Source organism: Xenorhabdus griffiniae (genome assembly GCF_037265215.1).
GTDB classification, from domain to species: Bacteria; Pseudomonadota; Gammaproteobacteria; order Enterobacterales; family Enterobacteriaceae; genus Xenorhabdus; species Xenorhabdus griffiniae.
The window spans coordinates 4,506,619-4,532,122 of record NZ_CP147737.1; the positions used below are offsets into that span (position 1 = coordinate 4,506,619).

28 protein-coding genes, 3 tRNA genes, 3 rRNA genes and 1 pseudogene are annotated in these 25,504 nt (G+C 44.8%); 7 read left to right on the forward strand and 28 right to left on the reverse strand.

From position 1 onward, the window contains the following. Nucleotides 1-463: 463 nt before the first annotated feature. Nucleotides 464-1,990: a YifB family Mg chelatase-like AAA ATPase gene (locus WDV75_RS20565; protein WP_273559728.1), complete on the forward strand. Its 1,527-nt coding sequence runs from the start codon at nt 464-466 to the stop codon at nt 1,988-1,990. A gap of 62 nt (nt 1,991-2,052) precedes the next feature. On the opposite strand, the gene WDV75_RS20570 is transcribed toward WDV75_RS20565, so the two are convergent. Beyond that, nucleotides 2,053-2,391, reverse strand: a complete 339-nt coding sequence (locus tag WDV75_RS20570; protein ID WP_189760754.1) for a DUF413 domain-containing protein — start codon at nt 2,389-2,391, stop codon at nt 2,053-2,055. Between the two features lie 115 nt (nt 2,392-2,506). On the opposite strand from WDV75_RS20570, the gene hdfR reads away from it, so the two are divergent. Next, nucleotides 2,507-3,358, forward strand: a complete 852-nt coding sequence (gene hdfR, locus WDV75_RS20575) for an HTH-type transcriptional regulator HdfR (RefSeq protein ID WP_189760753.1) — start codon at nt 2,507-2,509, stop codon at nt 3,356-3,358. A gap of 207 nt (nt 3,359-3,565) precedes the next feature. Here hdfR and WDV75_RS20580 read toward each other — a convergent pair. From WDV75_RS20580 to WDV75_RS20610, 7 genes are all read right to left on the reverse strand, one after another. Further along, a tRNA-Trp gene (locus WDV75_RS20580) sits at nt 3,566-3,641 on the reverse strand. 8 nt (nt 3,642-3,649) lie between these two features. Then, nucleotides 3,650-3,726 (reverse strand) — tRNA-Asp (locus WDV75_RS20585). A gap of 54 nt (nt 3,727-3,780) precedes the next feature. After that, nucleotides 3,781-3,896: ribosomal RNA gene (gene rrf, locus WDV75_RS20590) — 5S ribosomal RNA — on the reverse strand. Nucleotides 3,897-3,983: 87 nt separating this feature from the next. Continuing rightward, nucleotides 3,984-6,894, reverse strand: a 23S ribosomal RNA gene (locus WDV75_RS20595). A 188-nt stretch (nt 6,895-7,082) separates the two neighbouring features. Next, nucleotides 7,083-7,158: transfer RNA gene (locus WDV75_RS20600), tRNA-Glu, on the reverse strand. Nucleotides 7,159-7,240: 82 nt separating this feature from the next. Beyond that, nucleotides 7,241-8,782, reverse strand: a 16S ribosomal RNA gene (locus tag WDV75_RS20605). Together the 16S, 23S and 5S rRNA genes with 3 tRNA genes alongside form the textbook arrangement of a ribosomal RNA operon. 220 nt (nt 8,783-9,002) lie before the next feature. After that, a complete protein-coding gene (locus WDV75_RS20610; RefSeq protein ID WP_273571514.1) occupies nt 9,003-9,191 on the reverse strand; it encodes a hypothetical protein in 189 nt (62 codons plus the stop codon). Nucleotides 9,192-9,271: 80 nt separating this feature from the next. On the opposite strand from WDV75_RS20610, the gene WDV75_RS20615 reads away from it, so the two are divergent. Continuing rightward, nucleotides 9,272-9,826 (forward strand): gamma carbonic anhydrase family protein, encoded by a 555-nt coding sequence (locus tag WDV75_RS20615; RefSeq protein WP_273571512.1) that lies wholly within the window; start codon nt 9,272-9,274, stop codon nt 9,824-9,826. Here the strand turns inward: WDV75_RS20615 and WDV75_RS20620 are convergent. The 5 genes and pseudogenes from WDV75_RS20620 to dprA all read right to left on the reverse strand — a co-directional run bounded on the left by WDV75_RS20620 (nt 9,793) and on the right by dprA (nt 13,160). Beyond that, a complete protein-coding gene (locus WDV75_RS20620) occupies nt 9,793-10,062 on the reverse strand; it encodes a DUF1488 domain-containing protein (RefSeq protein ID WP_273571509.1) in 270 nt (89 codons plus the stop codon). The two genes, WDV75_RS20615 and WDV75_RS20620, sit on opposite strands and share 34 nt — an antisense overlap. After that, on the reverse strand, nt 10,059-10,883 hold the full coding sequence (aroE, locus tag WDV75_RS20625) for a shikimate dehydrogenase (RefSeq protein WP_273571507.1): 825 nt from the start codon (nt 10,881-10,883) through the stop codon (nt 10,059-10,061). Before aroE ends, WDV75_RS20620 begins: the two co-directional genes overlap by 4 nt. Nucleotides 10,884-10,889: 6 nt before the next feature. Then, entirely contained in the window at nt 10,890-11,459 is a 570-nt protein-coding gene (gene tsaC / locus WDV75_RS20630) for an L-threonylcarbamoyladenylate synthase type 1 TsaC (protein WP_273571505.1), read from the reverse strand. A gap of 1 nt (nt 11,460) precedes the next feature. Beyond that, nucleotides 11,461-12,012: a topoisomerase DNA-binding C4 zinc finger domain-containing protein gene (locus tag WDV75_RS20635; protein WP_273571503.1), complete on the reverse strand. Its 552-nt coding sequence runs from the start codon at nt 12,010-12,012 to the stop codon at nt 11,461-11,463. A gap of 60 nt (nt 12,013-12,072) precedes the next feature. Continuing rightward, nucleotides 12,073-13,160 (reverse strand): annotated as a pseudogene (dprA, locus tag WDV75_RS20640) (DNA-protecting protein DprA). A gap of 132 nt (nt 13,161-13,292) precedes the next feature. Here dprA and def point away from each other — a divergent pair. The 4 genes from def (at nt 13,293) to trkA (ending at nt 17,614) form a co-directional block, all read left to right on the forward strand. Then, a complete protein-coding gene (def, locus tag WDV75_RS20645; RefSeq protein WP_273571501.1) occupies nt 13,293-13,805 on the forward strand; it encodes a peptide deformylase in 513 nt (170 codons plus the stop codon). 24 nt (nt 13,806-13,829) lie between these two features. Then, nucleotides 13,830-14,777: a methionyl-tRNA formyltransferase gene (fmt, locus tag WDV75_RS20650; RefSeq protein ID WP_273571499.1), complete on the forward strand. Its 948-nt coding sequence runs from the start codon at nt 13,830-13,832 to the stop codon at nt 14,775-14,777. 87 nt (nt 14,778-14,864) lie between these two features. Next, entirely contained in the window at nt 14,865-16,145 is a 1,281-nt protein-coding gene (rsmB, locus tag WDV75_RS20655; RefSeq protein ID WP_273571497.1) for a 16S rRNA (cytosine(967)-C(5))-methyltransferase RsmB, read from the forward strand. Nucleotides 16,146-16,237: 92 nt separating this feature from the next. After that, entirely contained in the window at nt 16,238-17,614 is a 1,377-nt protein-coding gene (gene trkA / locus WDV75_RS20660) for a Trk system potassium transporter TrkA (RefSeq protein WP_189760127.1), read from the forward strand. A gap of 46 nt (nt 17,615-17,660) precedes the next feature. Here trkA and WDV75_RS20665 read toward each other — a convergent pair whose 3' ends face one another. From WDV75_RS20665 to rpsH, 15 genes are all read right to left on the reverse strand, one after another. Next, on the reverse strand, nt 17,661-17,861 hold the full coding sequence (locus WDV75_RS20665) for an alternative ribosome-rescue factor A (protein ID WP_189760126.1): 201 nt from the start codon (nt 17,859-17,861) through the stop codon (nt 17,661-17,663). Nucleotides 17,862-17,947: 86 nt separating this feature from the next. Continuing rightward, entirely contained in the window at nt 17,948-18,361 is a 414-nt protein-coding gene (gene zntR, locus WDV75_RS20670) for a Zn(2+)-responsive transcriptional regulator (protein WP_189760125.1), read from the reverse strand. Between the two features lie 175 nt (nt 18,362-18,536). Then, a complete protein-coding gene (rplQ, locus tag WDV75_RS20675; protein WP_074021494.1) occupies nt 18,537-18,929 on the reverse strand; it encodes a 50S ribosomal protein L17 in 393 nt (130 codons plus the stop codon). 40 nt (nt 18,930-18,969) lie between these two features. Next, nucleotides 18,970-19,959 (reverse strand): DNA-directed RNA polymerase subunit alpha, encoded by a 990-nt coding sequence (locus WDV75_RS20680; protein WP_038269634.1) that lies wholly within the window; start codon nt 19,957-19,959, stop codon nt 18,970-18,972. A 25-nt stretch (nt 19,960-19,984) separates the two neighbouring features. Beyond that, nucleotides 19,985-20,605 (reverse strand): 30S ribosomal protein S4, encoded by a 621-nt coding sequence (gene rpsD, locus WDV75_RS20685; protein WP_045960135.1) that lies wholly within the window; start codon nt 20,603-20,605, stop codon nt 19,985-19,987. A gap of 36 nt (nt 20,606-20,641) precedes the next feature. Then, nucleotides 20,642-21,031 (reverse strand): 30S ribosomal protein S11, encoded by a 390-nt coding sequence (gene rpsK, locus WDV75_RS20690; RefSeq protein WP_002919257.1) that lies wholly within the window; start codon nt 21,029-21,031, stop codon nt 20,642-20,644. Nucleotides 21,032-21,046: 15 nt separating this feature from the next. Then, nucleotides 21,047-21,403, reverse strand: coding sequence for a 30S ribosomal protein S13 (gene rpsM, locus WDV75_RS20695; protein WP_038240472.1), 357 nt, complete (start codon nt 21,401-21,403; stop codon nt 21,047-21,049). A gap of 148 nt (nt 21,404-21,551) precedes the next feature. Beyond that, nucleotides 21,552-21,668, reverse strand: a complete 117-nt coding sequence (gene rpmJ, locus WDV75_RS20700; protein WP_045968063.1) for a 50S ribosomal protein L36 — start codon at nt 21,666-21,668, stop codon at nt 21,552-21,554. A gap of 32 nt (nt 21,669-21,700) precedes the next feature. After that, the gene (gene secY / locus WDV75_RS20705) at nt 21,701-23,032 is read right to left on the reverse strand and encodes a preprotein translocase subunit SecY (RefSeq protein WP_074021490.1); all 1,332 of its coding nucleotides are present in this window, start codon (nt 23,030-23,032) and stop codon (nt 21,701-21,703) included. Nucleotides 23,033-23,039: 7 nt separating this feature from the next. Next, entirely contained in the window at nt 23,040-23,474 is a 435-nt protein-coding gene (gene rplO, locus WDV75_RS20710; RefSeq protein ID WP_045960137.1) for a 50S ribosomal protein L15, read from the reverse strand. 3 nt (nt 23,475-23,477) lie between these two features. After that, nucleotides 23,478-23,657 (reverse strand): 50S ribosomal protein L30, encoded by a 180-nt coding sequence (gene rpmD, locus WDV75_RS20715; protein ID WP_045968059.1) that lies wholly within the window; start codon nt 23,655-23,657, stop codon nt 23,478-23,480. Between the two features lie 5 nt (nt 23,658-23,662). Then, nucleotides 23,663-24,163 (reverse strand): 30S ribosomal protein S5, encoded by a 501-nt coding sequence (gene rpsE / locus WDV75_RS20720; protein WP_045968057.1) that lies wholly within the window; start codon nt 24,161-24,163, stop codon nt 23,663-23,665. Between the two features lie 14 nt (nt 24,164-24,177). Further along, nucleotides 24,178-24,531 (reverse strand): 50S ribosomal protein L18, encoded by a 354-nt coding sequence (gene rplR / locus WDV75_RS20725; RefSeq protein ID WP_047771700.1) that lies wholly within the window; start codon nt 24,529-24,531, stop codon nt 24,178-24,180. A gap of 9 nt (nt 24,532-24,540) precedes the next feature. Then, a complete protein-coding gene (gene rplF, locus WDV75_RS20730) occupies nt 24,541-25,074 on the reverse strand; it encodes a 50S ribosomal protein L6 (RefSeq protein ID WP_074021488.1) in 534 nt (177 codons plus the stop codon). Between the two features lie 14 nt (nt 25,075-25,088). Beyond that, a complete protein-coding gene (gene rpsH / locus WDV75_RS20735) occupies nt 25,089-25,481 on the reverse strand; it encodes a 30S ribosomal protein S8 (RefSeq protein WP_038240479.1) in 393 nt (130 codons plus the stop codon). Between the last annotated feature and the right edge of the window lie 23 nt (nt 25,482-25,504).

Here is a 25,504-nt window from a genome sequence, read left to right on the forward strand (position 1 = left end):
ACAGTTAAATCCACTGGAATTCATTCATTTTTAGCTCAGAAAAAATTACTATCTGTCTGTTTAATAAAATTATTAATCAATAAAATAATAGAAAAATGAGTTAATCGTCTAAGTCTTGATAACATGACAAAAATGTGACCGAAATTAATTCTTATAGTTAATTATTATCACGATAATCAGTATATGGAACCAAAATTTATTAAATTAAATTTATGTATTTCATATGGTTATAATTATCAAAAAATACCACTTATTACCGTTATATTTTTTATCATAAAAGTTCCAGATTGCTAGAATATTCATATATAACACTATGTTATTATTAAAATTCAAACGACTGAATAGTGTCAGCATTCTCATAATAATAAATATATTTACGAACCTTTTCACAAAACAATGAAAGGCGACTTTTCATTATTTTTTATCAATCCATGATAACAGTTTTCTTGCTAAGGAGAGCATCATGGCACTGGCCGTTATTCATACACGGGCAACAATTGGTATTGATTCCCCTATCGTCACGATAGAAGCACATATCAGTAATGGTTTACCCGGTCTCACCCTTGTTGGTTTACCTGAAACTACCGTAAAAGAAGCCAGAGATCGTGTCCGAAGCGCTCTGATCAATAGTGGTTTTACTTATCCTCCCAAAAGGATCACTGTCAATTTGGCACCAGCAGATCTTCCCAAAGAAGGGGGAAGATATGATTTACCCATCGCCATTGCAATTTTGGCCGCATCAGAGCAAATTACGACAGATAAGCTACATAATTATGAGTTTTTAGGTGAATTAGCACTCTCTGGTGAAATACGGCAAGTTACGGGAGCAATTCCCGCCGCATTGAGTGCAAAAAGAGCAGGAAGACAGCTTATCCTTTCCTCAGAGAATCAAGCTGAACTGGCAATTTTGTCTCAGAACGAAACGTTAATGGCAAATCATTTACTACAAGTTTGCCACTTCTTACAGGGAGAAACAGCGGCTTTATTCTCCCCTCCTCCTGGCGAACTACAGACTGAAGCATTCATTCTGGATATACAGGATATTATTGGGCAGGAACAAGCTAAACGCGCATTGGAGATCACAGCGGCTGGCGGTCATAATCTTCTGCTACTCGGACCTCCAGGCACTGGCAAAACTATGCTTGCCAGCCGATTATGTGGCTTATTACCACCATTGACGCATCAGGAAGCTCTAGACGTCGCTGCAATCAATAGCTTAGCTGGATGTCCAGTTAATCCTCAAAAATGGCATATACGCCCATTTAGAGCCCCTCATCATAGTTCTTCAATGGCAGCTCTTGTTGGAGGAGGCTCAATACCTAAGCCGGGAGAAATTTCTCTCGCCCATAATGGGGTGTTATTTCTGGATGAATTACCTGAATTTAATCGCAGTGTCCTTGATGCCCTGCGGGAACCGCTAGAATCCGGCGAAATAGTAATATCCCGTGCCAGAGCAAAAGTCCGTTTTCCTGCCCAAGTTCAATTGATTGCAGCTATGAATCCTAGCCCAACCGGCTATCATCAAGGAATACATAACCGAAGTAGCCCACACCAAGTATTACGTTACCTCTCTAAACTATCAGGCCCTTTTTTAGATCGTTTTGATCTCTCTATTGAAGTTCCTCTGCTCCCGCCAGGAACTTTAAGTCAATCATCAACAAAATATGGAGAAAGTAGTCAAGAAATCAAAAAACGCGTAGCAAGGGCAAGAAAAATACAAATAGAGCGCTGTGGGCACATCAATGCCCATCTCAATAGCAAACAAACCGAAGATATTTGCAAAATTAGTATGGAAAATGCCGTTTTTCTAGAAAATACTTTATTGAAATTAGGACTATCTATACGTGCTTGGCACAGAATACTTAGAGTTTCTCGCACAATTGCAGACTTAAAAGAACAAACAAGAATAGAAAAACCAGATATTATGGAGGCCCTCAGCTATCGAAGTATGGATAGGTTACTTATTCAATTACAGCGACAGGCTGGATAGGTTATTGGCTAGAAGAGAGGCAATTGCCCCTCTTGCGTAGATGATTAATAACAATGATGGTATTAATCATCAGTATCGGTATAGTCCTCTGAAGAATCAATCTGCGGTTTTCCGCCAGAAAGAGTATGAAAACGTTTTGGACGGCTAATTTTTTCCAAATACTTAGTCCATACCTTTTCCTCTGTCGTTGCAGGTGCACGTTCACCACGGCAAACTGCAACAAACAGTTTTTCTTCTTCTGTTTGAGGTTCACGTTTACCAAGGTCCAATTCATTGAACGCATGACCATAACGTTCTAGCAATTGAGCCTCTTTGATGGTGAAATCACCATGACGGGAAAATCCACGTGGATAATTTTTATTATCAAAAAAACGATTAGTCGTGATGAAGCTTTCAGCCATCTGACACACTCCTAACTCTAAGTCATACTAATTATGGCGCGGAGTATTAGGGAGGCTTGACATTCTGTAAAACAAAATATTTAAATCTTAACGACAAAAACTATTGGAGATGCATGTGGACACTGAATTACTGAAAACCTTTTTGGAAGTCAGTAAGACTCGTCACTTTGGTCGGGCAGCTGAATCGCTTTATTTAACACAATCCGCTGTTAGCTTTCGGATACGCCAATTAGAAAATCAGTTGGGAACCAATCTATTCACACGACATCGTAATAATATTCGCCTAACTGCAGCCGGAGAACGCCTAGTACCTTATGCAGAATCACTAATGAGTACCTGGCAGTTGGCGAAGAAAGAAATCAATTATGTCGCTCAGCATTCAAAACTCTCTATCGGCGCTACAGCATCCCTATGGGAAAGTTATCTAACATCTTGGATAAATACGTTTTATCAACACCATCGAGAAACAAGAATCGAGTCTCTCGTTTCGACGCGCCAGTCGCTAGTCAAACAATTACATTCTCGTGAATTGGATCTCTTAATTACCACTGAACCCCCAAAAATGGATGAGTTTCAAAGTCAGTTGATAGGTAATATCCAGCTTATTTTATTAACCACCCAGCATAATCTTGATAAAGGAGTAGCAAATTATATTAAATTAGAGTGGGGAGCTGATTTTCACCAGCAAGAACAACAAATCTTAAAGAACGATCATCCACCTATCATTACAACCACATCAGCACATATTGCCAAAGAGTTATTGGATAGCGTTAATGCTGCGACCTTCCTTCCTGTACACTGGCAAGAAGAATATCCAAAACTCGTTGCTTTACCTAATAACCAGTTAATAGAACGACCATTGTACGCTGTATGGCTACAAAACAGTGACCAACAAGCGCTTATCCAACACTTATTAAAAATTCCTGTTGAGAAAGCACCTGTAACTACCCAAAAACAACTTTTATAGAAAAATAAGGAGTAATGTACGGTATAGTGCACTATAAGGTAGTGCCCACAAAGACATTAGAATAACACGAGACTAGAAGTTAAAATCCTATGTCAGAACTATAGTACGTTAGAACTGTGCAATAAAATGACAAATAAGAAAAAACCCAGCTAAAATTAGCTGGGCTATTAATCTGAAAGCTATATCAATTATTACTTATTTGTTAACTGGCAGGGGCGGAGAGGCTCGAACTCCCAACACCCGGTTTTGGAGACCGGTGCTCTACCAATTGAACTACGCCCCTAAATACGGTGGCGGTGCGGACGGGACTCGAACCCGCGACCCCCGGCGTGACAGGCCGGTATTCTAACCAACTGAACTACCGCACCACCGAATTTCTTTTTTCTTGCTGCCTTTTGTGCCGGCAACACTTATAAATTGATGTCTGGCAGTGCCCTACTCTCACATGGGGAGACCCCACACTACCATCGGCGCTACGGCGTTTCACTGCTGAGTTCGGCATGGGGTCAGGTGGGACCACCGCGCTATTGCCGCCAGACAAATCCTGTTTTCAATCCCGAACAAGCTGCTTTTCTACGCTGAAACCGGTCTCTCTTTCCACTCCCGAAAACCCCTTCGGTGTTGTCAGGTTAAGCCGCACGGTTCATTAGTACCGGTTAGCTCAACGTCTCGCAACGCTTACACACCCGGCCTATCTACGTCCTCGTCTCGAACGTTCCTTCAGTACCCTCCAGGAGTAAGGGAAGACTCATCTTAAGGCAAGTTTCCCGCTTAGATGCTTTCAGCGGTTATCTCTTCCGCACTTAGCTACCGGGCAGTGCCATTGGCATGACAACCCGAACACCAGTGGTGCGTCCACTCCGGTCCTCTCGTACTAGGAGCAGCCCCTTGCAATCTTCCAACGCCCACGGCAGATAGGGACCGAACTGTCTCACGACGTTCTAAACCCAGCTCGCGTACCACTTTAAATGGCGAACAGCCATACCCTTGGGACCTACTTCAGCCCCAGGATGTGATGAGCCGACATCGAGGTGCCAAACACCGCCGTCGATATGAACTCTTGGGCGGTATCAGCCTGTTATCCCCGGAGTACCTTTTATCCGTTGAGCGATGGCCCTTCCATGCAGAACCACCGGATCACTAAGACCTACTTTCGTACCTGCTCGAGCCGTCACTCTCGCAGTCAAGCTAGCTTATGCCTTTGCACTAACCTCACGATGTCCGACCGTGATTAGCTAACCTTCGTGCTCCTCCGTTACACTTTGGGAGGAGACCGCCCCAGTCAAACTACCCACCAGACACTGTCCGCAACCCGGATAACGGGCCGGCGTTAGAACATCAAACATTCAAGGGTGGTATTTCAAGGATGGCTCCATGCAGACTGGCGTCCACACTTCACAGCCTCCCACCTATCCTACACATCAAGGCTCCATGTTCAGTGTCAAGCTATAGTAAAGGTTCACGGGGTCTTTCCGTCTTGCCGCGGGTACACTGCATCTTCACAGCGAGTTCAATTTCACTGAGTCTCGGGTGGAGACAGCCTGGCCATCATTACGCCATTCGTGCAGGTCGGAACTTACCCGACAAGGAATTTCGCTACCTTAGGACCGTTATAGTTACGGCCGCCGTTTACTGGGGCTTCGATCAAGAGCTTCTCGCCGAGGCGATAACCCCATCAATTAACCTTCCAGCACCGGGCAGGCGTCACACCGTATACGTCCACTTTCGTGTTTGCACAGTGCTGTGTTTTTATTAAACAGTTGCAGCCAGCTGGTATCTGCGACTGGCCTCGGCTCCGGAAGCAGGTTCCTTCACCTAACGCCAGCGTGCCTTCTCCCGAAGTTACGGCACCATTTTGCCTAGTTCCTTCACCCGAGTTCTCTCAAGCGCCTGAGTATTCTCTACCTGACCACCTGTGTCGGTTTGGGGTACGATGGACCCGAATCTGAAGCTTAGGGGCTTTTCCTGGAAGCGGGGCATCAGCAACTTCAGCACCGTAGTGCCTCGTCATCGTGCCTCAGTGTTGTGGCTCACCGGATTTGCCTGGTCAGCCCACCTACACACTTAAACCGGGACGACCGTCGCCCGGCTTGCCTAGCCTTCTCCGTCCCCCCATCGCAATTCGGGCCCGTACAGGAATATTAACCTGTTTCCCATCGACTACGCTTTTCAGCCTCGCCTTAGGGGTCGACTCACCCTGCCCCGATTAACGTTGGACAGGAACCCTTGGTCTTCCGGCGAGCGGGTTTTTCACCCGCTTTATCGTTACTTATGTCAGCATTCGCACTTCTGATACCTCCAGCCCACCTCACAGTGGACCTTCAACGGCTTACAGAACGCTCCCCTACCCAACGACACGTTGTGTCGCTGCCGCAGCTTCGGTGCATGGTTTAGCCCCGTTACATCTTCCGCGCAGGCCGACTCGACCAGTGAGCTATTACGCTTTCTTTAAATGATGGCTGCTTCTAAGCCAACATCCTGGCTGTCTGAGCCTTCCCACTTCGTTTCCCACTTAACCATGACTTGGGGACCTTAGCTGGCGGTCTGGGTTGTTTCCCTCTTCACGACGGACGTTAGCACCCGCCGTGTGTCTCCCGTGATAACATTCTTCGGTATTCGCAGTTTGCATCGGGTTGGTAAGTCGGGATGACCCCCTAGCCGAAACAGTGCTCTACCCCCGAAGATGAATTCACGAGGCGCTACCTAAATAGCTTTCGGGGAGAACCAGCTATCTCCCGGTTTGATTGGCCTTTCACCCCCAGCCACAAGTCATCCGCTAATTTTTCAACATTAGTCGGTTCGGTCCTCCAGTTAGTGTTACCCAACCTTCAACCTGCCCATGGCTAGATCACCGGGTTTCGGGTCTATACCCTGCAACTTAACGCCCCGTTAAGACTCGGTTTCCCTGCGGCTCCCCTATACGGTTAACCTTGCTACAGAATATAAGTCGCTGACCCATTATACAAAAGGTACGCAGTCACCCTGATAAATCAGGGCTCCCACTGCTTGTACGTACACGGTTTCAGGTTCTTTTTCACTCCCCTCGCCGGGGTTCTTTTCGCCTTTCCCTCACGGTACTGGTTCACTATCGGTCAGTCAGGAGTATTTAGCCTTGGAGGATGGTCCCCCCACATTCAGACAGGATAACACGTGTCCCGCCCTACTCATCGAACTCACAGCCTGTGTCTCTTCGTGTACGGGACTATCACCCTTTACTGTGCGCCTTTCCAGACGCTTCCACTGACACACACACTGATGCTGGTTCTGGGCTCCTCCCCGTTCGCTCGCCGCTACTGGGGGAATCTCGGTTGATTTCTTTTCCTCGGGGTACTGAGATGTTTCAGTTCCCCCGGTTCGCCTCATTAACCTATGGATTCAGTTAATGATGGTGCAACGGATTGCACCGGGTTTCCCCATTCGGACATCGCCGGCTGATAGCGCTTCATATCAGCTCACCGGCGCTTTTCGCAGATTAGCACGTCCTTCATCGCCTCTGACTGCCTAGGCATCCACCGTGTACGCTTAGTCGCTTAACCTCACAACCCGAAGAAGTCTTCCGGTCGGAGTGTTGAGAGTTTCATCAATGTTATCATTCCATAACATTGACGGTTTCAAATTTTCAGCTTGTTCCAGATTGTTAAAGAGCGAATATTGCTAAACTGACGCGCACGTCCGCTTAACAATATTTCGGTGGCACCGCCTTTCACCCGCTGCCTGAGCAAGATGGCGTCCCCTAGGGGATTCGAACCCCTGTTACCGCCGTGAAAGGGCGGTGTCCTAGGCCTCTAGACGAAGGGGACGTAACGTCTTCTTCGCAGACGCTTGCTCTGCTTTTTTCATCAGACAATCTGTGTGAGCACTGCACAATCACTATCGTTTGGTTAAGGAGGTGATCCAACCGCAGGTTCCCCTACGGTTACCTTGTTACGACTTCACCCCAGTCATGAATCACAAAGTGGCAAGCGCCCTCCAAAAGGTTAAGCTACCTGCTTCTTTTGCAACCCACTCCCATGGTGTGACGGGCGGTGTGTACAAGGCCCGGGAACGTATTCACCGCAGCATGCTGATCTGCGATTACTAGCGATTCCGACTTCATGGAGTCGAGTTGCAGACTCCAATCCGGACTACGACAGACTTTATGAGGTCCGCTTGCTCTCGCGAGGTCGCTTCTCTTTGTATCTGCCATTGTAGCACGTGTGTAGCCCTACTCGTAAGGGCCATGATGACTTGACGTCATCCCCACCTTCCTCCGGTTTATCACCGGCAGTCTCCCTTGAGTTCCCACCCGAAGTGCTGGCAACAAAGGATAAGGGTTGCGCTCGTTGCGGGACTTAACCCAACATTTCACAACACGAGCTGACGACAGCCATGCAGCACCTGTCTCACGGTGCCCGAAGGCACTTCCGCATCTCTGCAGAATTCCGTGGATGTCAAGAGTAGGTAAGGTTCTTCGCGTTGCATCGAATTAAACCACATGCTCCACCGCTTGTGCGGGCCCCCGTCAATTCATTTGAGTTTTAATCTTGCGACCGTACTCCCCAGGCGGTCGATTTAACGCGTTAGCTCCGGAAGCCACAGCTCAAGGCCACAACCTCCAAATCGACATCGTTTACAGCGTGGACTACCAGGGTATCTAATCCTGTTTGCTCCCCACGCTTTCGCACCTGAGCGTCAGTCTTCGTCCAGGGGGCCGCCTTCGCCACCGGTATTCCTCCACATCTCTACGCATTTCACCGCTACACGTGGAATTCTACCCCCCTCTACGAGACTCTAGCCAACCAGTCTTAGATGCCATTCCCAGGTTAAGCCCGGGGATTTCACATCTAACTTAATTGACCGCCTGCGTGCGCTTTACGCCCAGTAATTCCGATTAACGCTTGCACCCTCCGTATTACCGCGGCTGCTGGCACGGAGTTAGCCGGTGCTTCTTCTGTGGGTAACGTCAATCACAGGGTGTATTCGACCCTGTGCCTTCCTCCCCACTGAAAGTACTTTACAACCCGAAGGCCTTCTTCATACACGCGGCATGGCTGCATCAGGCTTGCGCCCATTGTGCAATATTCCCCACTGCTGCCTCCCGTAGGAGTCTGGGCCGTGTCTCAGTCCCAGTGTGGCTGGTCATCCTCTCAGACCAGCTAGGGATCGTCGCCTAGGTGAGCCATTACCCCACCTACTAGCTAATCCCATCTGGGTTCATCCGAAGGCGTGAGGCCCGAAGGTCCCCCACTTTGCTCCTTAGAGATTATGCGGTATTAGCCACCGTTTCCAGTGGTTATCCCCCGCCCTCGGGCAGATCCCCAGACATTACTCACCCGTCCGCCGCTCGCCGGCAGGAAAGCAAGCTCTCCCCCGCTGCCGCTCGACTTGCATGTGTTAGGCCTGCCGCCAGCGTTCAATCTGAGCCATGATCAAACTCTTCAATTAAAAGTTTGATGCTCAAAGAATTTCACTGTTAGTTCATAATGAATTAACTGCTTAGTCACTCTTTAAGACTTGATTTTTTTGCCTTGCGGCAATTCGATAGTCTCTTGCGAGTGCCCACACAGATTGTCTGATTAACTTGTTAAAGAGCATTGGCAACCGGAAGCGTCTTCCGGGTTGCGAGGCTGCGTATCTTACGCTTTTCGCCTTGAGAGTCAAGCGATTATTTTCCCTTTTCTCTTACCGCCGTCGCCGCGTGTTTCAGCTTAGCGTCGGTCAGTGGTGGCGCATTATAGGGGGTTTTACGGCGCTGGCAATAGTTTTTTGCAATTTTATTTTCAAGCGAGCATTTTTTGTTCTTTTGAATATAAAAACCACTCAAATAGGCTAATATTAATACATTCCACTCCATTGCATGGCGTTTTTTTCCTCAATAACATTCCTATATAATTGCCTATATGTTTGCGATCCACTCTAACTATTGAGGTTTTTATGCCTACTGTTTTACGTCAATATCTAAATTTCTATCCTCAAATCGGTCAAAAAGTTCTTTTAGATCCTTCTTCTGTTGTAATTGGAGATGTCAGATTAGCAGACAATGTCAGCATTTGGCCCCTTGTAGTTATTAGGGGAGATGTAAATTATGTCTCAATTGGTTCACGTACAAATATTCAAGATGGTTCTGTTTTGCATGTGACGCATAAATCTCCTGATAATCCAAATGGCTTTCCACTAATAATTGGCGAAGATGTCACCGTAGGTCATAAATCAATGCTGCATGGATGTAAAATTGGAAATCGAGTCTTAGTTGGCATGGGTTCCATTTTACTTGATGGGGTAACTATTGAAGACGATGTTGTGATTGGAGCTGGTAGTCTAGTTCCTCCAGGTAAAAAATTAGAAAGCGGTTATCTGTATGTCGGTAGCCCTGCCAAACAAGTACGAAAACTCAAACCTGAAGAATTGGAAGGGCTGCTTTATTCCGCTAATAATTACATTAGCTGGAAAAATGACTACCTATCAACACAAGCAGAAAGCAAAGAGTAACGTCCAAATTGATCATCATGCCCACTCAAGATGGCTGTTTCAAACTCTTCTTCCAAATCCCAGCGATGTTGGCGAAACAAATCGAGTGGGTGATGATCCTTGCCATAACGCTCGCTTATTTCATCAGAACTCATCATACATTCCACCAGCAAACCATCCACCATTGCTGGAAATATCACCTTATTTTCTGCCTCATCCCACTCTTCACGATCAGGAAATTGAATTGATTGGTTCATACATGTAACTCCTGTCTTAAGGCCGTTAAAGCAGGTTCTATTTCGGGCAATACTCCATGCCACAATTCAAAAGAATACGCAGCCTGCCCTACCAGCATTCCTAGGCCATCAGCCAAACGTGAAACACCATTTTGATGAGCAAACGTAAGGAAAGGCGTTAATCCATGCTGGTAATACATGTCGTAACACACACTATTATTTTGAAAAATCAACGGAGAGATGGCAGGAATTTGCCCATCAAGGCCAGAAGCTGTTGCATTAATGATAATATCAAAATCTGGAGTAATAAGGCCAAGAGCACTCATTTCAATGGCCTGGATATCACCTAATAGAGAAAATGTATTTGCGATTATTTGAGCTCGTTCAAATGTTCGGTTAGTAATAGTGACTGAACAGCCCAGTGACAACAAAGGGGACAATACACCTTTCGCTGCCCCACCAGCACCTATAATCAGGATCTTATGTCCTTGAGAGAGGAATTTGAGTCGCTGCAAGTCTACTAATAATCCCATCCCGTCAGTATTGTCACCGAGCAATCGGTTTCCCTCAATTCGTTTTAATGTATTAACTGCACCGCAGAGACTCGCCCGTTCAGTTAATTCATCAGAGCATTTATAGGCTCTCTCTTTAAAAGGAACGGTGATATTCGCTCCTAATCCCCCCTGCTCGAAAAAATGAGTGAGGGTTTGTTCAAAATTTTCTACTGGAGCAAGTATTCTCCCATACTGATGTTCGACACCTGTTTGTTCAGAAAACAATCGATGAATATAAGGAGATTTACTATGTGCGATTGGATTCCCAAAAACAGCAAATTTATCCATAATTATCTATCCTTGCCGATATAATTTACCCGTTAACGCATCCCTGATTTCTGATGGATTCTTACGCCCACCAACTTCTCCTTCTAATATTGGGACACGATTGCCAAATTGCTGTCGTACTTCTTCTACACTACGACATGGTTCTAACCCACTTAGATTCGCACTGGTCGAAACAAGTGGTTTTTCATATATAGCGCACAGCTGCTGAACCAAAGGGTGATCCGTAATTCGAACGGCCAACGTTGAAAATTTGCCAGTCAACCATTTTGGTGTGGCTGCTTTCGCAGGGATTACCCACGTAACAGGGCCAGGCCAAGATGAGAATATGGTTTCTTTCTGTGCATTATTTAGCTGTTCATCATCAATATAAGGACATAATCTCTCATACTTATCAGCAATAAGAATTAGTCCTTTCTCCCATGGCCTATTTTTCAACGCTAATAGCTCTTGCACTGCATTTTCACTATCAGGATCACACCCTAATCCAAAAACGGCTTCAGTTGGATAGGCAATAACTTTTTCTTCTTTTAAGGCCGTGATAACTTCATCAAATACTGGTGAGATTACGTAACTCATTTCATTTCTCAATTTCGTTAACTTGCTGCTTACTACACAATTTACTGGCACAAAATAATTTTACGCCTTGGGAAGTGCGCTTTTCTATTAACAATGGATAGTGACAAAACATACATTCACCTGAAGTTGGCTTATTATTAAGTGCAAACTGACACTCTGGATAGCGACTACAGGAATAAAATGTCTTACCAAAGCGAGATTTACGCTGGAGTAATTTTCCTTGCTGACATTGAGGACAATTAATTGAGGTTTCATCTGGTTTATCAATTAATTCTGTATATCCACATTCAGGATAATGACTACAGCCAATGAACATACCATAACGCCCTTGACGTAAGGCTAAAGTGAAACCGCATTTGGGACAGAGTTGACCATACAATTCTTTAACAATATGTCCATCTACTTGTGCTTTCAAAGGACGGAGATAATGGCAAGATGGATAACTGGAACACGCATAAAATGGGCCATGAGCGCCATTGCGGATCACTAACTCAGCATTACACTCAGGGCAATGCTCTCTTTCTTTTATAGTAAAAGGCACTTTCTTAGACATATCTCACTCGCTGAATATCGGCAGCCGCCATAACATTAGAAAAAGCACAAATTAAATCGCTTAATTAGTTCGGACATACCCACCAGCAACAACAGCAACTTTTCCCATGAGTTCCAACTCCAGTAATTTGGTCATAACTTCGGTAACAGGCAGGGAAGAGCGCTGGGCAATCACATCAATAGGTGTAACTTCACTACTTACGTTAACCAGCACATCCACAAATGGCAACTCTGTTTGTTCAAATTGTTTATTTTCTTCCTCCTGACCTTTTTCTTCTATATTAACCCATTGAAAAGACGAACTAATATGTTCCATGATATCCATTACATTTGTTGCTAAATAAGCCCCTTGTTTAATCAACCAATGATTGCCTTCATTCGTAGGAGTGCCTAATGGACTAGGTAATGCAAAGATGTCTCGCCCTTGTTCAAGAGCACAACGCGCTGTAATTAATGAACCACTATTCTTATGAGCTTCCACAATAAGAAGAGCCAAACTTAACCCACTAATAATCCGATTTCGTCTTGGAAAATGCTTGGCCTTAGGTGGCACATCAGGAAAAAATTCGGAAACTAATGCGCCATTTTCTTTAAATGATCGGCTAAGGACTTATGTCTACTGGGGTAAATATTTTTAAGACCACTACCAAGTACGGCGATCGTTCTGCCTCCCGAATCCAATGCTGCCTGATGGCAGATACCGTCAATACCAATCGCCAATCCACTCGTTATTACCAGATTATTTTTAGCCAAACCACTAGCAAATATCTTTCCCCATTTTTCGCCATAAAAAGTTGCAGCCCTGCTACCCACTATTGAAATTTGCTTTTGAGATAAAACCGATACATCACCAACAACAAAAAGAACAAGAGGTGGAGAGTGTATTTGTTTTAATAAAGGCGGATATGCGGGATGAGAGAAAGTCAACAAATGATGATCTGGCTGTTCTAACCAATTGAGAGCCGAAGTTAGTGCGGAAGTGTTAGCTTTCATAAATTGCAAGCATTGTGCAGATGACAGACCACATGCTTTAAGGGAGGATATACTGCTATTTTTCGTTTGTAACAGACGATCCATAATAAGCATGGCCTTCGCTGCTGAAAGATGAGAGACCATTTTCATTCTTAACCACATTTCCATCGCGTCCATATCGTCATCCTGACCTGAGGTTGAGAGTACCCTCTCATGATTAATTTATGCTCAATACTGTCAATCTAAATGGGAAATGTCTAGAATAGGCATCAATTATCACTCACTTTTTGGATGCAGTTCTAAACATATATGTCAGTTTTACAAGTATTACATTATCCAGACGAGCGACTTCGCACAGTTGCCAAGCCAGTAGAAAAAGTCGATGCAGAAATTCAGCGTATCGTTGATGATATGTTTGAAACGATGTATGCAGAGGAAGGTATTGGTTTAGCGGCAACACAAGTCGATATACATCAGAGAATTATTGTCATTGACGTCTCTGAGGATCGTGATCAACGTCTTGTTCTGATTAACCCGGAATTGATTAATAAAGCCGGTGAAACAGGAATAGAAGAAGGTTGTTTATCTGTTCCTGAACAGCGTGGATTTGTGCCTCGTTCTGAGCAAGTAAAAATTAAGGCCTTAGACTATAACGGCCAACCATTTGAATTAGAAGCTGATGGATTACTGGCAATCTGTATTCAACATGAAATGGATCATTTAGTCGGTAAACTCTTTGTTGATTATTTATCACCATTGAAACGTCAACGCATCCGTCAGAAAGTTGAAAAAATTGACCGACTGAGAGCCAAAAACAAATAACTTTTATTATCGCAGGAAATAACAGTGTCTGATTCTTTACGTATTATTTTTGCCGGAACGCCTGATTTCGCGGCTCGCCATTTGGCTGCTTTATTAAACTCTCAACACCAAGTTGTCGGAGTGCTCGCTCCACCAGACAAGCCGGCAGGAAGAGGTAAGAAACTGACACCAAGTCCTGTAAAGGTATTGGCTGAAGAACATGATATTCCTGTTTTCCAGCCAAAAACCTTACGTACAGAAGAAAGCCAACAATGGGTCATGGCGCAGCAAGCTGATATTATGATCGTTGTTGCCTATGGCTTAATCCTTCCCCAAGCCATTTTAGATATACCACGTTTAGGCTGCTTAAATGTCCACGGTTCTTTGCTACCTCGCTGGCGTGGTGCAGCTCCCATTCAGCGCTCCATTTGGGCCGGCGACCAAGAAACTGGCATAACTATCATGCAGATGAATGCAGGACTTGATACTGGTGATATGCTATTGAAAGCCATTTGCCCAATTACAAACGAAGATACCAGTGCTAGCTTATACGAAAAACTTGCCGATATTGGGCCAAAAGCCTTACTCAATACCCTAGATTTAATCACATCGGAAACACACCAGCCTGAAATTCAGGATGACACACTTGCAACCTATGCCGAAAAACTGAGTAAAGATGAAGCAAAAATAGATTGGAATTTATCGGCAAGCCAAATTGAACGTTGTATTCGTGCCTTCAACCCTTGGCCTATGAGCTTCTTCTCAGTTGATGATCAACCAATTAAAATCTGGCAGGCAGAAGTCATTGCAGAGCAAACCACCCAATCTCCTGGAACAATTATCAACGCAGATAAAAGAGGTATTCAAATTGCAACTGCGGATGGGATATTAAATATTGTTCAATTACAACCTCCGGGCAAGAAAGCAATGTCGGCTGCTGATCTCTTAAACTCCAAACGTGAGTGGTTTACACCTGGTAGCAAAATCAACTGATACTAACCTGACTTTGCCTGAATATTTTAGCATTCAGGCTTCTTCCTATTTTACCATGCTGACGAAAGTCAGCTTTTTGACCATAGCATGAAAAATACATATAACCTGAGAAGCATCGCTGCAAAAGCAATCACTCAAGTGCTTGAGCAAGGGCAATCCCTCAGCACCGTTATACCCGAACTCCAACAAAAAGTTTCTGATAAAGATAAGGCATTGTTACAAGAGATCTGTTTTGGTGTGATGAGGGTATTACCTCAGCTTGAGTGGTTTATCAGTCAACTCATGGCAAAGCCATTGAAAGGAAAACAACGTATTTTCCACTACCTAATCATGGTGGGTATATATCAGCTGATATATACACGTATACCTGCACACGCTGTACTTGCCGAAACCGTCAATGGCGCAACTAATTTAAAACGACCACAGCTGAAAGGTGTCATTAATGGTGTCCTTCGCCAGTTTCAGCGCCAACAACAAGAATTAATCGAACGGGTAAATAATAAACACCTACACCCCAAATGGCTGCTAGAACGCATTCAAAAAGCATATCCACAAAATTGGCAAACTATAGTGGATGCCAACAACCAAAAGCCCCCTATGTGGCTACGAGTTAACCAATCCCATCACACGACGAAAGAATATCTTGCACTATTAGAAGAAGCTAATATAGAAGCAGAATTAGATACCAACCATCTTAGTGCTATTCGTCTTCTGAATCCCTGTCCTGTCAGTACACTACCCGGATTCAGCCAAGGCTGGGTAACCATTCAGGATCGCTCCGCACAGGGATGTGCAGAACTTTTAGAACCACGTGACGGTGAATCCATACTGGATCTTTGTGCTGCACCTGGCGGAAAAACCACTCATATCCTCGAAATAGCACCAAAATCTAAGGTTCTCGCTATCGATATTGATGAGCAACGAATTAAGCGAGTAAAAGAGAATTTACAACGACTTAACTTGCATGCTGTCGTCAAAACAGGTGATGGTCGCCTTCCACACGAGTGGGCTGCTGATGAACAATTTGATCGTATTCTTCTTGACGCTCCGTGCTCTGCCACAGGGGTTATTCGCCGTCATCCTGACATAAAATGGCTACGCAGGAACGAAGATATAAATCAATTAGTTACATTGCAATCTGAAATCCTTGAAGCTATTTGGCCATATTTGAAGCGTAATGGCACACTGGTTTATGCCACCTGTTCAATTTTACCTCAGGAAAATAGTGAGCAAATAAAGGCATTTTTGGCCCGTCATCCCGATGCTGTATTATCAAAAACAGGTAATTCGGATACTCCTGGAACACAAATTATTCCAGAAGCTACGGGTGGTGACGGTTTCTTTTATGCCCGACTAACTAAGCAATAATAATGCTCTCTCGTTCCAATTGAACGAGAGAATTTTATGGTTTTGCTAAAATATCAAGATAGAAGATGGCTTCCAATTGAGAAGAGAATGCTATGAAGATAATCATTCTGGGTGCTGGCCAGGTTGGTGGAACATTAGCTGAAAATTTAGTTGATGAAAACAATGATATTACTGTCGTTGATACCGATACAGATCGTCTACGCCAGTTACAGGATAAATTCGATCTCCGAGTTGTCAATGGCCATGGTTCCCATCCCAGAGTATTGAAGGAAGCTGGTGCTGAAGATGCTGATATGTTAATAGCTGTCACAAATTCAGATGAAACCAATATGGTTGCATGCCAAATTGCTTACTCTCTATTTAACACACCTAATAAAGTCGCCAGGATACGCTCATCAGAATATATCCGAGAGTCAGAAAAGTTATTTCAACCTGATGATATTCCTATTGATTATCTAATATCACCTGAACAACTGGTTATTGATTACATCTATAAATTAATCCAATACCCAGGAGCATTACAAGTTGTTAATTTTGCTGAAGGGCGTGTCAGTATTGTCGCGGTTAAAGCCTATTATGGTGGTTCGCTGGTAGGTAACGCCTTATCCTCACTCCGAGAACATATGCCACATATTGATAGCAAAGTTGCTGCAATATTTCGTCAAGATCGTCCCATTAGACCACAAGGTTCAACGATTATTGAAGCTGGAGATGAAGTCTTTTTCGTTGCAGCATCACAACATATCAGGGCAGTAATGAGTGAATTACAACGCCTTGAAAAACCGTATAAACGCATCATGATTGTTGGTGGCGGTAATGTTGGTGCGGGCTTAGCCTTGCGACTTGAAAAAGATTACAGCGTCAAGCTAATTGAGCATAACCAAAAAAGAGCCATTGAATTAGCTGAACTATTGCACGATACCATCGTGTTTTATGGTGATGCGTCAGACCAAGAATTGCTAGCTGAAGAACATATTGAACAAGTTGACGTTTTTATAGCACTAACAAATGATGATGAAGCCAATATTATGTCAGCCATGCTTGCAAAACGAATGGGGGCTAAAAAAGCGATGGTTCTTATTCAACGCAGTGCATATGTTGATTTAGTACAAGGTGGAGTCATTGATATTGCAATTTCGCCTCAACAAGCAACAGTATCGGCGCTACTTGGCCATGTCCGTAAAGCAGATATTGTCAGTGTATTCTCATTAAGAAGAGGAGTTGCTGAAGCTATTGAGGCCATAGCACATGGCGATGAACATACTTCAAAAGTTGTTGGGCGTAAGATAGGTGATATCAAATTACCACCAGGAACAACAATAGGTGCCATTGTCCGCGATGAAGAAGTCATCATTGCTAATGATTACAGTATCATCCAACAAGGTGATCATGTAATCATGTTTATTACTGATAAAAAATTCGTGCCTGAAGTAGAAAAACTTTTCCAGCCAAGCCCTTTCTTCCTGTAGAAACATCAATTCGAACTTATTCGATTAATAGAATCTACTTAAAAAACTAGAAGGCCAATGATAACAACTTGAAAAAATTATTATCATTGGCCTCCCAGCCATGGTTTTTACCATGTTTTTCTTTACGATTATAACTTCCCTTACCTTTTTTATTTTTCTCTACTCTCTGTCGAAACAAAGGATCATGTAGTAAGGCTTCTATAGCATTATCTTTGATAACACCTTTTTTATGGCGATATGTTGTCATAATAACCTCTAAATTAATTAATAAAATCGTTTTACGATTAAAAACAGTGCGATTGTACTCTTAGCACTCAGAACAATAAAGAAAAATTATCTGTTTGTCGCACCTTCTTCTAAAATTTCCAATATAGAACAATATGTACTGACGTGAGTGCTACCACAACAAGCATCACTCAACATTTTCAAAGAATCGCGCATTTTTTGCATTTCTAATAATTTTTCTTCCACTTCTCGCAATCTAGAATCAACAATATATTTTGACTCCTTGCATGTATGGTGCTCAGGATCAACCCGAATAGATAGTAGTTCTACAATTGCTTCGAGTGTAAAACCTAATTGTTTTGCATAACGGATAAAACGTAATCGCTGTAGATCTTGTTCAGTATATAGTCTATAACCACCTTCTGTTCTCTCTCCATGAAGCATCAGCCCCTGTTTTTCATAAAAGCGGATAGTATCAGGTGTTACACCTGCTAATTTTGCCAACTGACCGATACGATACATAAGATTTTCCTATCAAGTAGAAAGTAATCACAATACTACCAGAATAGGCTAAGAGATCATCTGAACAGGAAAAATTTACAGATTAGCTAGTGAATATAAAGCGAAGAGTGAGAGGATCAAAATTAAAAGGCAATAAAAAACCGGGATAATACCCGGCTTTTTACGCTCCTACAGATTACTCTGCAGATGCTACTTCTGTCTGAGACTCTGCTGCACGGTCAACAAGCTCGATGTATGCCATCGGTGCATTGTCACCAGCACGGAAGCCACACTTCAGAATACGAGTGTAACCACCTGCACGGCTCGCAAAACGCGGGCCCAGTTCATTAAACAGTTTTGCCACGATCTCGTTATCACGAGTACGGGCGAATGCCAGACGACGATTAGCTACGCTGTCGGTCTTGGCAAGAGTAATCAGCGGCTCAACGACGCGACGCAGTTCTTTCGCTTTAGGCAGAGTCGTCTTGATGATTTCATGACGAACTAAAGAACCTGCCATGTTGCGGAACATAGCTTGGCGATGGCTGCTGTTGCGGTTCAATTGACGACCACTCTTACGATGGCGCATGACCTTATCCTTCTCAGTAAAACCTTAACCTGTGATCTAGTTACTCATCAGCAATACTTGCTGGTGGCCAGTTTTCCAGACGCATGCCCAGAGAAAGTCCACGTGAAGCCAGTACGTCTTTAATCTCAGTAAGAGATTTTTTACCCAAGTTAGGTGTTTTAAGTAACTCAACTTCAGTACGCTGTACCAGATCACCGATGTAGTGGATAGCTTCTGCTTTAAGGCAGTTAGCAGAGCGGACAGTCAATTCCAGATCGTCAACAGGGCGCAGCAGGATCGGATCAAACTCTGGCTTCTCTTCTTTTACTTCTGGTTGACGTACATCACGTAAATCAACGAAAGCTTCTAGTTGTTCAGCCAGAATGGTAGCTGCACGGCGGATCGCCTCTTCAGGATCGATTGTACCGTTAGTTTCCATCTCGATAACCAGCTTGTCCAGGTCAGTACGCTGTTCTACGCGAGCTGCTTCAACATTGTAGGCGATACGCTCTACTGGGCTATAGCAAGCATCTACTAACAAACGACCGATAGGGCGCTCATCTTCTTCCGAATGAATTCGGGCAGAAGCCGGCACATATCCACGACCACGCTGAACTTTAATACGCATGCTAATGGAAGCGCTTTCGTCAGTCAGATGGCAGATTACGTGCTGCGGCTTGACGATTTCGACATCACCGTCATGGATGATATCGGCTGCAGTCACAGGGCCAATGCCAGATTTATTCAAAGTAAGGATAACTTCATCTTTACCCTGAACTTTCACCGCCAGCCCTTTCAGATTGAGGAGAATCTCCAGGATATCTTCCTGTACACCTTCTTTGGTGCTGTACTCATGCAGTACACCATCAATCTCAACCTCAGTCACCGCACAACCCGGCATAGACGAAAGCAGAATACGGCGCAGTGCGTTGCCAAGAGTATGGCCAAAGCCACGCTCTAATGGCTCAAGGGTCACCTTGGCGTGCGTCGAACTGACTTGCTCGATATCTACCAGGCGCGGTTTTAGAAACTCTGTCACAGAACCCTGCATTGTGTCCTCTCTTTGGTGCTAAGCTTTACTTAGAGTAAAGCTCGACGATCAGGTGTTCGTTAATGTCAGCGGATAGATCAGTACGTTCAGGAATACGCTTGAACACACCTTCCATCTTCGCAGCATCAACTTCCAACCAAGTTGGTTTCTCACGCTGCTCAGCCAGCTCTAAAGCTGCTTTAATGCGAGCCTGCTTCTTCGCTTTTTCACGAACGCTGACTACGTCATTCGGGGATACCTGATAAGAAGCGATGTTAACAACGCGACCATTTACCATGATAGCCTTGTGGCTTACCATCTGGCGTGATTCGGCACGAGTTGCGCCAAAACCCATACGATAAACGACGTTATCCAGGCGACTTTCCAGCAAGTTCAGCAGGTTTTCACCTGTGTTGCCTTTCAGACGAGTCGCTTCTTTATAGTAGTTACGGAATTGACGCTCCAGAACACCGTAAATACGACGAACTTTTTGTTTTTCACGTAACTGTACACCATAGTCAGACAGACGCGGTTTACGTGCGCCGTGCTGGCCTGGTGCCTGTTCTAATTTACACTTGGTGTCAATCGCGCGAACGCCAGACTTCAGGAAAAGGTCTGTACCCTCGCGACGGCTCAGCTTGAGCTTAGGACCCAAATATCTTGCCATTTTCTTTCTCCAACAATCCTAAAAAACGAAGACGTACTAAACGCGACGTTTTTTCGGTGGACGACAACCGTTATGAGGGATCGGAGTCACATCAGTAATATTAGTGATGCGGAAACCAGCCGCGTTTAATGCGCGGATAGTTGACTCACGGCCAGGACCAGGTCCTTTAACCATAACTTCCAGGTTCTTAATTCCGTACTCTTTTACTGCTTCAGCGCAGCGCTCTGCCGCAACCTGAGCTGCAAACGGAGTAGATTTACGAGAACCACGGAAACCGGAACCACCGGCAGTTGCCCAACCCAAAGCGTTACCCTGACGATCAGTAATAGTAACGATGGTATTGTTGAAAGAAGCATGGATATGAGCCACACCGTCAGAGACTTGTTTTCTTACACGCTTACGTGCACGAATAGGTGCTTTTGCCATTATTCAATACCCCGATTATTTCTTGATCGGTTTACGCGGACCCTTACGGGTACGTGCATTGGTCTTAGTACGCTGACCGCGAACTGGCAGACCACGACGATGACGCAAACCACGATAGCAACCAAGATCCATCAGACGTTTGATACTCAGGGTTACTTCACGACGCAGATCACCTTCTACAACGTATTTGGCAACTTCGTCACGCAGCTTGTCAATTTGCTCTTCAGACAGCTCACTGATCTTAACATTTTCAGCAATGCCCGCTGCTGCACAAATTGCTTGTGAGCGGGTTTTACCGATACCGTAGATCGAAGTTAATGCGATTACAGTATGTTTCTGATCAGGAATGTTAATGCCTGCTATACGGGCCACTATGCACTCCTACAATATTTATTCACTGCAACATCATTCTGAAAAGCCCGTTTTCAGGATACTCAAACAATGTTGCTGTCAGATAAAAAAGATTGGCTGGCTAATTTAGCCAGCTCAACCCAACTTTGCAAGAAAAATATGCGATTAATTAGCCTTGGCGCTGTTTGTGCTTAGGCTCTGCATTGCAAATTACACGAACGATACCGTTACGTTTAACAATTTTGCAATTGCGGCATAATTTCTTGACGGAAGCACGAACTTTCATTTTTACTCTCCGTAACTTCTCAAGCAAACCGATTAGCGGTTATATCCTTTCAGGTTTGCCTTCTTCAATGCAGACTCATATTGACTCGACATCATCAGAGTTTGCACTTGAGCCATAAAGTCCATGATGACGACGACTACAATCAGTAGGGAAGTACCACCAAAATAGAATGGAACTTTCATTGCATCACGCATGAACTCCGGGATTAAGCAGATAAAAGTAATATATAACGCACCAATTAAGGTCAGACGAGTCATTACTTTATCAATGTACTTAGCCGTTTGCTCTCCCGGACGAATTCCTGGTACGAATGCACCAGACTTCTTCAGGTTATCTGCTGTCTCTCTTGGATTGAAAACCAAAGCCGTGTAGAAGAAACAGAAGAAGATGATTGCAGATGCGTATAATAACACATAAAGCGGTTGACCTGGTTGCAAATACATAGAAATAGTTGTCAACCAATTCCAGCCTGTTCCCCCTCCGAACCAAGAAGCGATGGTACCAGGGAACAAAATAATACTGGAAGCAAAAATTGCAGGGATAACCCCAGCCATATTCACTTTCAACGGCAAATGTGTACTTTGTGCCGCAAAAACTTTACGACCTTGCTGACGTTTTGCATAGTTAACAACGATACGACGTTGACCACGCTCAATGAAAACAACGAAGAAAGTTACGGCAAACACTAATACTGCAACCAACAGCAACAGGAGGAAGTGCAGGTCGCCTTGCCGAGCTTGCTCGATGGTGTGACCAATTGCAGGCGGTAGACCCGCAACGATACCAGCAAAGATTATGATTGAAATACCGTTACCGATACCTCGCTCAGTAATCTGCTCACCCAACCACATCAAGAACATGGTTCCCGTGACCAGACTTACAACAGCCGTGAAATAGAATGCAAAGCCAGGATTAATAACTAATCCTTGCATTCCAGGCATATTCGGCAACCCAGTAGCAATACCGATTGACTGGAATATTGCCAGCACTAATGTGCCATAACGGGTGTACTGACTGATCTTACGACGACCAGCTTCCCCTTCCTTCTTAATCTCTGCTAAACGGGGGTTAACCACAGTTAGCAACTGGATAATAATAGACGCAGAAATATACGGCATTATACCCAGTGCAAAGATAGAAGCACGGCTTAAAGCACCACCAGAGAACATGTTAAACATTTCAATGATGGTGCCTCTTTGCTGCTCGAGCAATTTGGCAAGCACAGCGGCATCAATACCAGGGATTGGAATAAAAGAGCCAATACGGAAAACAATTAGAGCTCCAATGACAAACAAAAGTCTGCGTTTTAACTCGCCTAATCCGCCTTTGGCACTTTGAAAATCTAATCCTGGTTGTTTAGCCATCTGTTACTTATTCCTCAATTTTACCGCCAGCAGCTTCAATTGCAGCACGGGCGCCTTTAGTAACACGCAAGCCACGCACAGTTACTGCGCGATTGACTTCGCCAGAAAGCATTACTTTTGCGAATTCAATTTGAGGGCCAATAATGTTAGCAGCTTTCAGTGCATTCAGATCGATAACATCGCCTTCAACACGGGCAAAATCAGACAGACGAATTTCTGCGGTGACCATTGCTTTACGTGAAGTGAAACCAAATTTTGGCAGACGACGGTATAAAGGCATCTGGCCACCTTCAAAACCACGACGAACGCCACCGCCAGAACGAGACTTCTGACCTTTGTGACCACGACCGCCGGTTTTACCCAGACCAGAACCAATACCACGACCTACACGTTTAGGTGCGTGCTTGGCACCTTCAGCCGGAGACAGAGTATTTAAGCGCATCTGTTACTCCTCAACTTTAACCATATAGGAAACCAAGTTGACCATACCGCGAATAGCTGGTGTATCTTCACGCTCAACAGTATGACCAATGCGACGCAGACCTAAACCAGTCAAAGTTGCCTTATGTTTAGGCAAACGACCAATTGAACTGCGAACCTGAGTAATTTTAATAGTCTTAGCCATGGTCATTACCCCAGAATTTCTTCGACGGATTTGCCACGCTTAGCTGCGACCATTTCTGGAGACTTCATGCTGTCTAAAGCGTCCAGAGTTGCACGAACCACGTTGATTGGGTTCGTGGAACCGTAGGTTTTAGCCAGTACGTTACGAACTCCAGCCACTTCCAGAACAGCACGCATCGCACCACCGGCGATGATACCAGTACCTTCGTGAGCAGGCTGCATGAACACGCGAGAACCGGTGTGTGAGCCTTTCACTGGATGGTACAAAGTGCCGCTGTTAAGTGCGACGGTTTTCATATTGCGACGTGCTTTTTCCATCGCTTTCTGGATTGCTGCCGGAACTTCGCGTGCTTTGCCGTAGCCAAAACCAACGCGACCGTTACCATCACCAACTACAGTCAGTGCTGTAAAGCTGAAAATACGGCCACCTTTAACGGTTTTAGATACGCGGTTTACCGCGATCAGCTTTTCCTGCAGTTCGCCAGCTTGTTTTTCGATGTGAGCCATCTTACACCTCTACCTTAGAACTGAAGGCCAGCTTCACGGGCAGCATCTGCCAGTGCCTGGACTCTACCATGATATTGGAAACCAGAACGGTCAAAGGATACATCTTTGATGCCTTTTTCCAGAGCACGTTCAGCAACAATCTTGCCAACTAATGCTGCGGCTTCTTTGTTTCCAGTAAATTTCAGTTGTTCACTGATAGCTTTTTCTGTTGTAGAAGCGGCCACCAGAGTTTCAGAACCATTTGGTGCGATAACCTGCGCATAAATATGGCGAGGGGTACGATGTACCACCAGGCGAGTCGCACCCAGTTCTTTGAGCTTGCGGCGTGCGCGGGTCGCACGACGGATACGAGCTGCTTTCTTATCCATAGTGTTACCTTACTTCTTCTTAGCCTCTTTGGTACGCACGACTTCATCGGCGTAACGAACACCCTTGCCTTTATATGGCTCAGGACGACGATAGGCACGCAAATCTGCCGCAACCTGACCAATCACTTGCTTATCAGCACCTTTCAGTACGATTTCAGTTTGTGATGGGCATTCCGCAGTTATGCCTGCTGGCAGCTGATGCTCAACCGGATGCGAGAAGCCTAAAGACAAGCTAACTACGTTGCCTTTAACTGCTGCACGATAACCAACACCAACCAGCTGAAGTTTCTTAGTGAAACCTTCGTTAACACCAATAACCATAGCGTTCAGCAGAGAACGAGTTGTACCTGCCTGCGCCCAAGCGTCAGCAAAACCTTCGCGCGGAGCGAAAGTCAGTTGGCTGTCCGCATGATTAACTTCAACTGCGTTGTGGATTTTACGACTTAGCTCGCCGTTTTTACCCTTAATCGAAATAACCTGACCGTCGAGTTTAACCTCTACGCCGGCAGGAATGACGACGGGTGCTTTTGCAACACGAGACATTCTTTCCTCCCGAATTAAGCTACGTAGCAGAGAATCTCGCCACCCAGACCAGCCTGGCGAGCTGCACGATCAGTCATTACACCTTTAGAGGTAGAAACAACAGCGATTCCCAAACCAGCCATAACTTGTGGCAGCTCATCTTTTTTCTTATAGATGCGCAGACTTGGGCGGCTTACACGCTGAATGCTTTCTACAACAGCCTTACCTTGGAAATACTTCAGAGTGATTTCCAGTTCTGGCTTAGTGTCGCCTTCGATTTTAAAATCTTCAATGTAACCTTCTTCCTTCAGCACCTTGGCAATTGCCACTTTCAGCTTGGAGGAAGGCATGGTGACCGCAACTTTATTCGCGGCCTGACCGTTACGGATACGGGTCAGCATATCCGCGATCGGATCTTGCATGCTCATCTGTCTTTACTCCCGTGATTCAA

Excerpts from the sequence above, each read along its gene's own strand:
- rplO (WP_045960137.1), bottom strand. The coding sequence starts at position 23,474 with ATGCGCTTAAATACTCTGTCTCCGGCTGAAGGTGCCAAGCACGCACCT.
- rpsK (WP_002919257.1), bottom strand. The coding sequence starts at position 21,031 with ATGGCAAAAGCACCTATTCGTGCACGTAAGCGTGTAAGAAAACAAGTC.
- rpmD (WP_045968059.1), bottom strand. The coding sequence starts at position 23,657 with ATGGCTAAGACTATTAAAATTACTCAGGTTCGCAGTTCAATTGGTCGT.
- tsaC (WP_273571505.1), bottom strand. The coding sequence starts at position 11,459 with ATGAGTTACGTAATCTCACCAGTATTTGATGAAGTTATCACGGCCTTA.
- secY (WP_074021490.1), bottom strand. The coding sequence starts at position 23,032 with ATGGCTAAACAACCAGGATTAGATTTTCAAAGTGCCAAAGGCGGATTA.
- WDV75_RS20565 (WP_273559728.1), top strand. The coding sequence starts at position 464 with ATGGCACTGGCCGTTATTCATACACGGGCAACAATTGGTATTGATTCC.
- WDV75_RS20680 (WP_038269634.1), bottom strand. The coding sequence starts at position 19,959 with ATGCAGGGTTCTGTGACAGAGTTTCTAAAACCGCGCCTGGTAGATATC.
- WDV75_RS20570 (WP_189760754.1), bottom strand. The coding sequence starts at position 2,391 with ATGGCTGAAAGCTTCATCACGACTAATCGTTTTTTTGATAATAAAAAT.
- trkA (WP_189760127.1), top strand. The coding sequence starts at position 16,238 with ATGAAGATAATCATTCTGGGTGCTGGCCAGGTTGGTGGAACATTAGCT.
- def (WP_273571501.1), top strand. The coding sequence starts at position 13,293 with ATGTCAGTTTTACAAGTATTACATTATCCAGACGAGCGACTTCGCACA.
- rpsD (WP_045960135.1), bottom strand. The coding sequence starts at position 20,605 with ATGGCAAGATATTTGGGTCCTAAGCTCAAGCTGAGCCGTCGCGAGGGT.
- rpmJ (WP_045968063.1), bottom strand. The coding sequence starts at position 21,668 with ATGAAAGTTCGTGCTTCCGTCAAGAAATTATGCCGCAATTGCAAAATT.
- rplR (WP_047771700.1), bottom strand. The coding sequence starts at position 24,531 with ATGGATAAGAAAGCAGCTCGTATCCGTCGTGCGACCCGCGCACGCCGC.
- WDV75_RS20615 (WP_273571512.1), top strand. The coding sequence starts at position 9,272 with ATGCCTACTGTTTTACGTCAATATCTAAATTTCTATCCTCAAATCGGT.
- aroE (WP_273571507.1), bottom strand. The coding sequence starts at position 10,883 with ATGGATAAATTTGCTGTTTTTGGGAATCCAATCGCACATAGTAAATCT.
- rpsE (WP_045968057.1), bottom strand. The coding sequence starts at position 24,163 with ATGGCTCACATCGAAAAACAAGCTGGCGAACTGCAGGAAAAGCTGATC.
- rsmB (WP_273571497.1), top strand. The coding sequence starts at position 14,865 with ATGAAAAATACATATAACCTGAGAAGCATCGCTGCAAAAGCAATCACT.
- WDV75_RS20620 (WP_273571509.1), bottom strand. The coding sequence starts at position 10,062 with ATGAACCAATCAATTCAATTTCCTGATCGTGAAGAGTGGGATGAGGCA.
- WDV75_RS20635 (WP_273571503.1), bottom strand. The coding sequence starts at position 12,012 with ATGTCTAAGAAAGTGCCTTTTACTATAAAAGAAAGAGAGCATTGCCCT.
- rplF (WP_074021488.1), bottom strand. The coding sequence starts at position 25,074 with ATGTCTCGTGTTGCAAAAGCACCCGTCGTCATTCCTGCCGGCGTAGAG.
- WDV75_RS20610 (WP_273571514.1), bottom strand. The coding sequence starts at position 9,191 with ATGGAGTGGAATGTATTAATATTAGCCTATTTGAGTGGTTTTTATATT.
- rplQ (WP_074021494.1), bottom strand. The coding sequence starts at position 18,929 with ATGCGCCATCGTAAGAGTGGTCGTCAATTGAACCGCAACAGCAGCCAT.
- rpsH (WP_038240479.1), bottom strand. The coding sequence starts at position 25,481 with ATGAGCATGCAAGATCCGATCGCGGATATGCTGACCCGTATCCGTAAC.
- WDV75_RS20665 (WP_189760126.1), bottom strand. The coding sequence starts at position 17,861 with ATGACAACATATCGCCATAAAAAAGGTGTTATCAAAGATAATGCTATA.
- zntR (WP_189760125.1), bottom strand. The coding sequence starts at position 18,361 with ATGTATCGTATCGGTCAGTTGGCAAAATTAGCAGGTGTAACACCTGAT.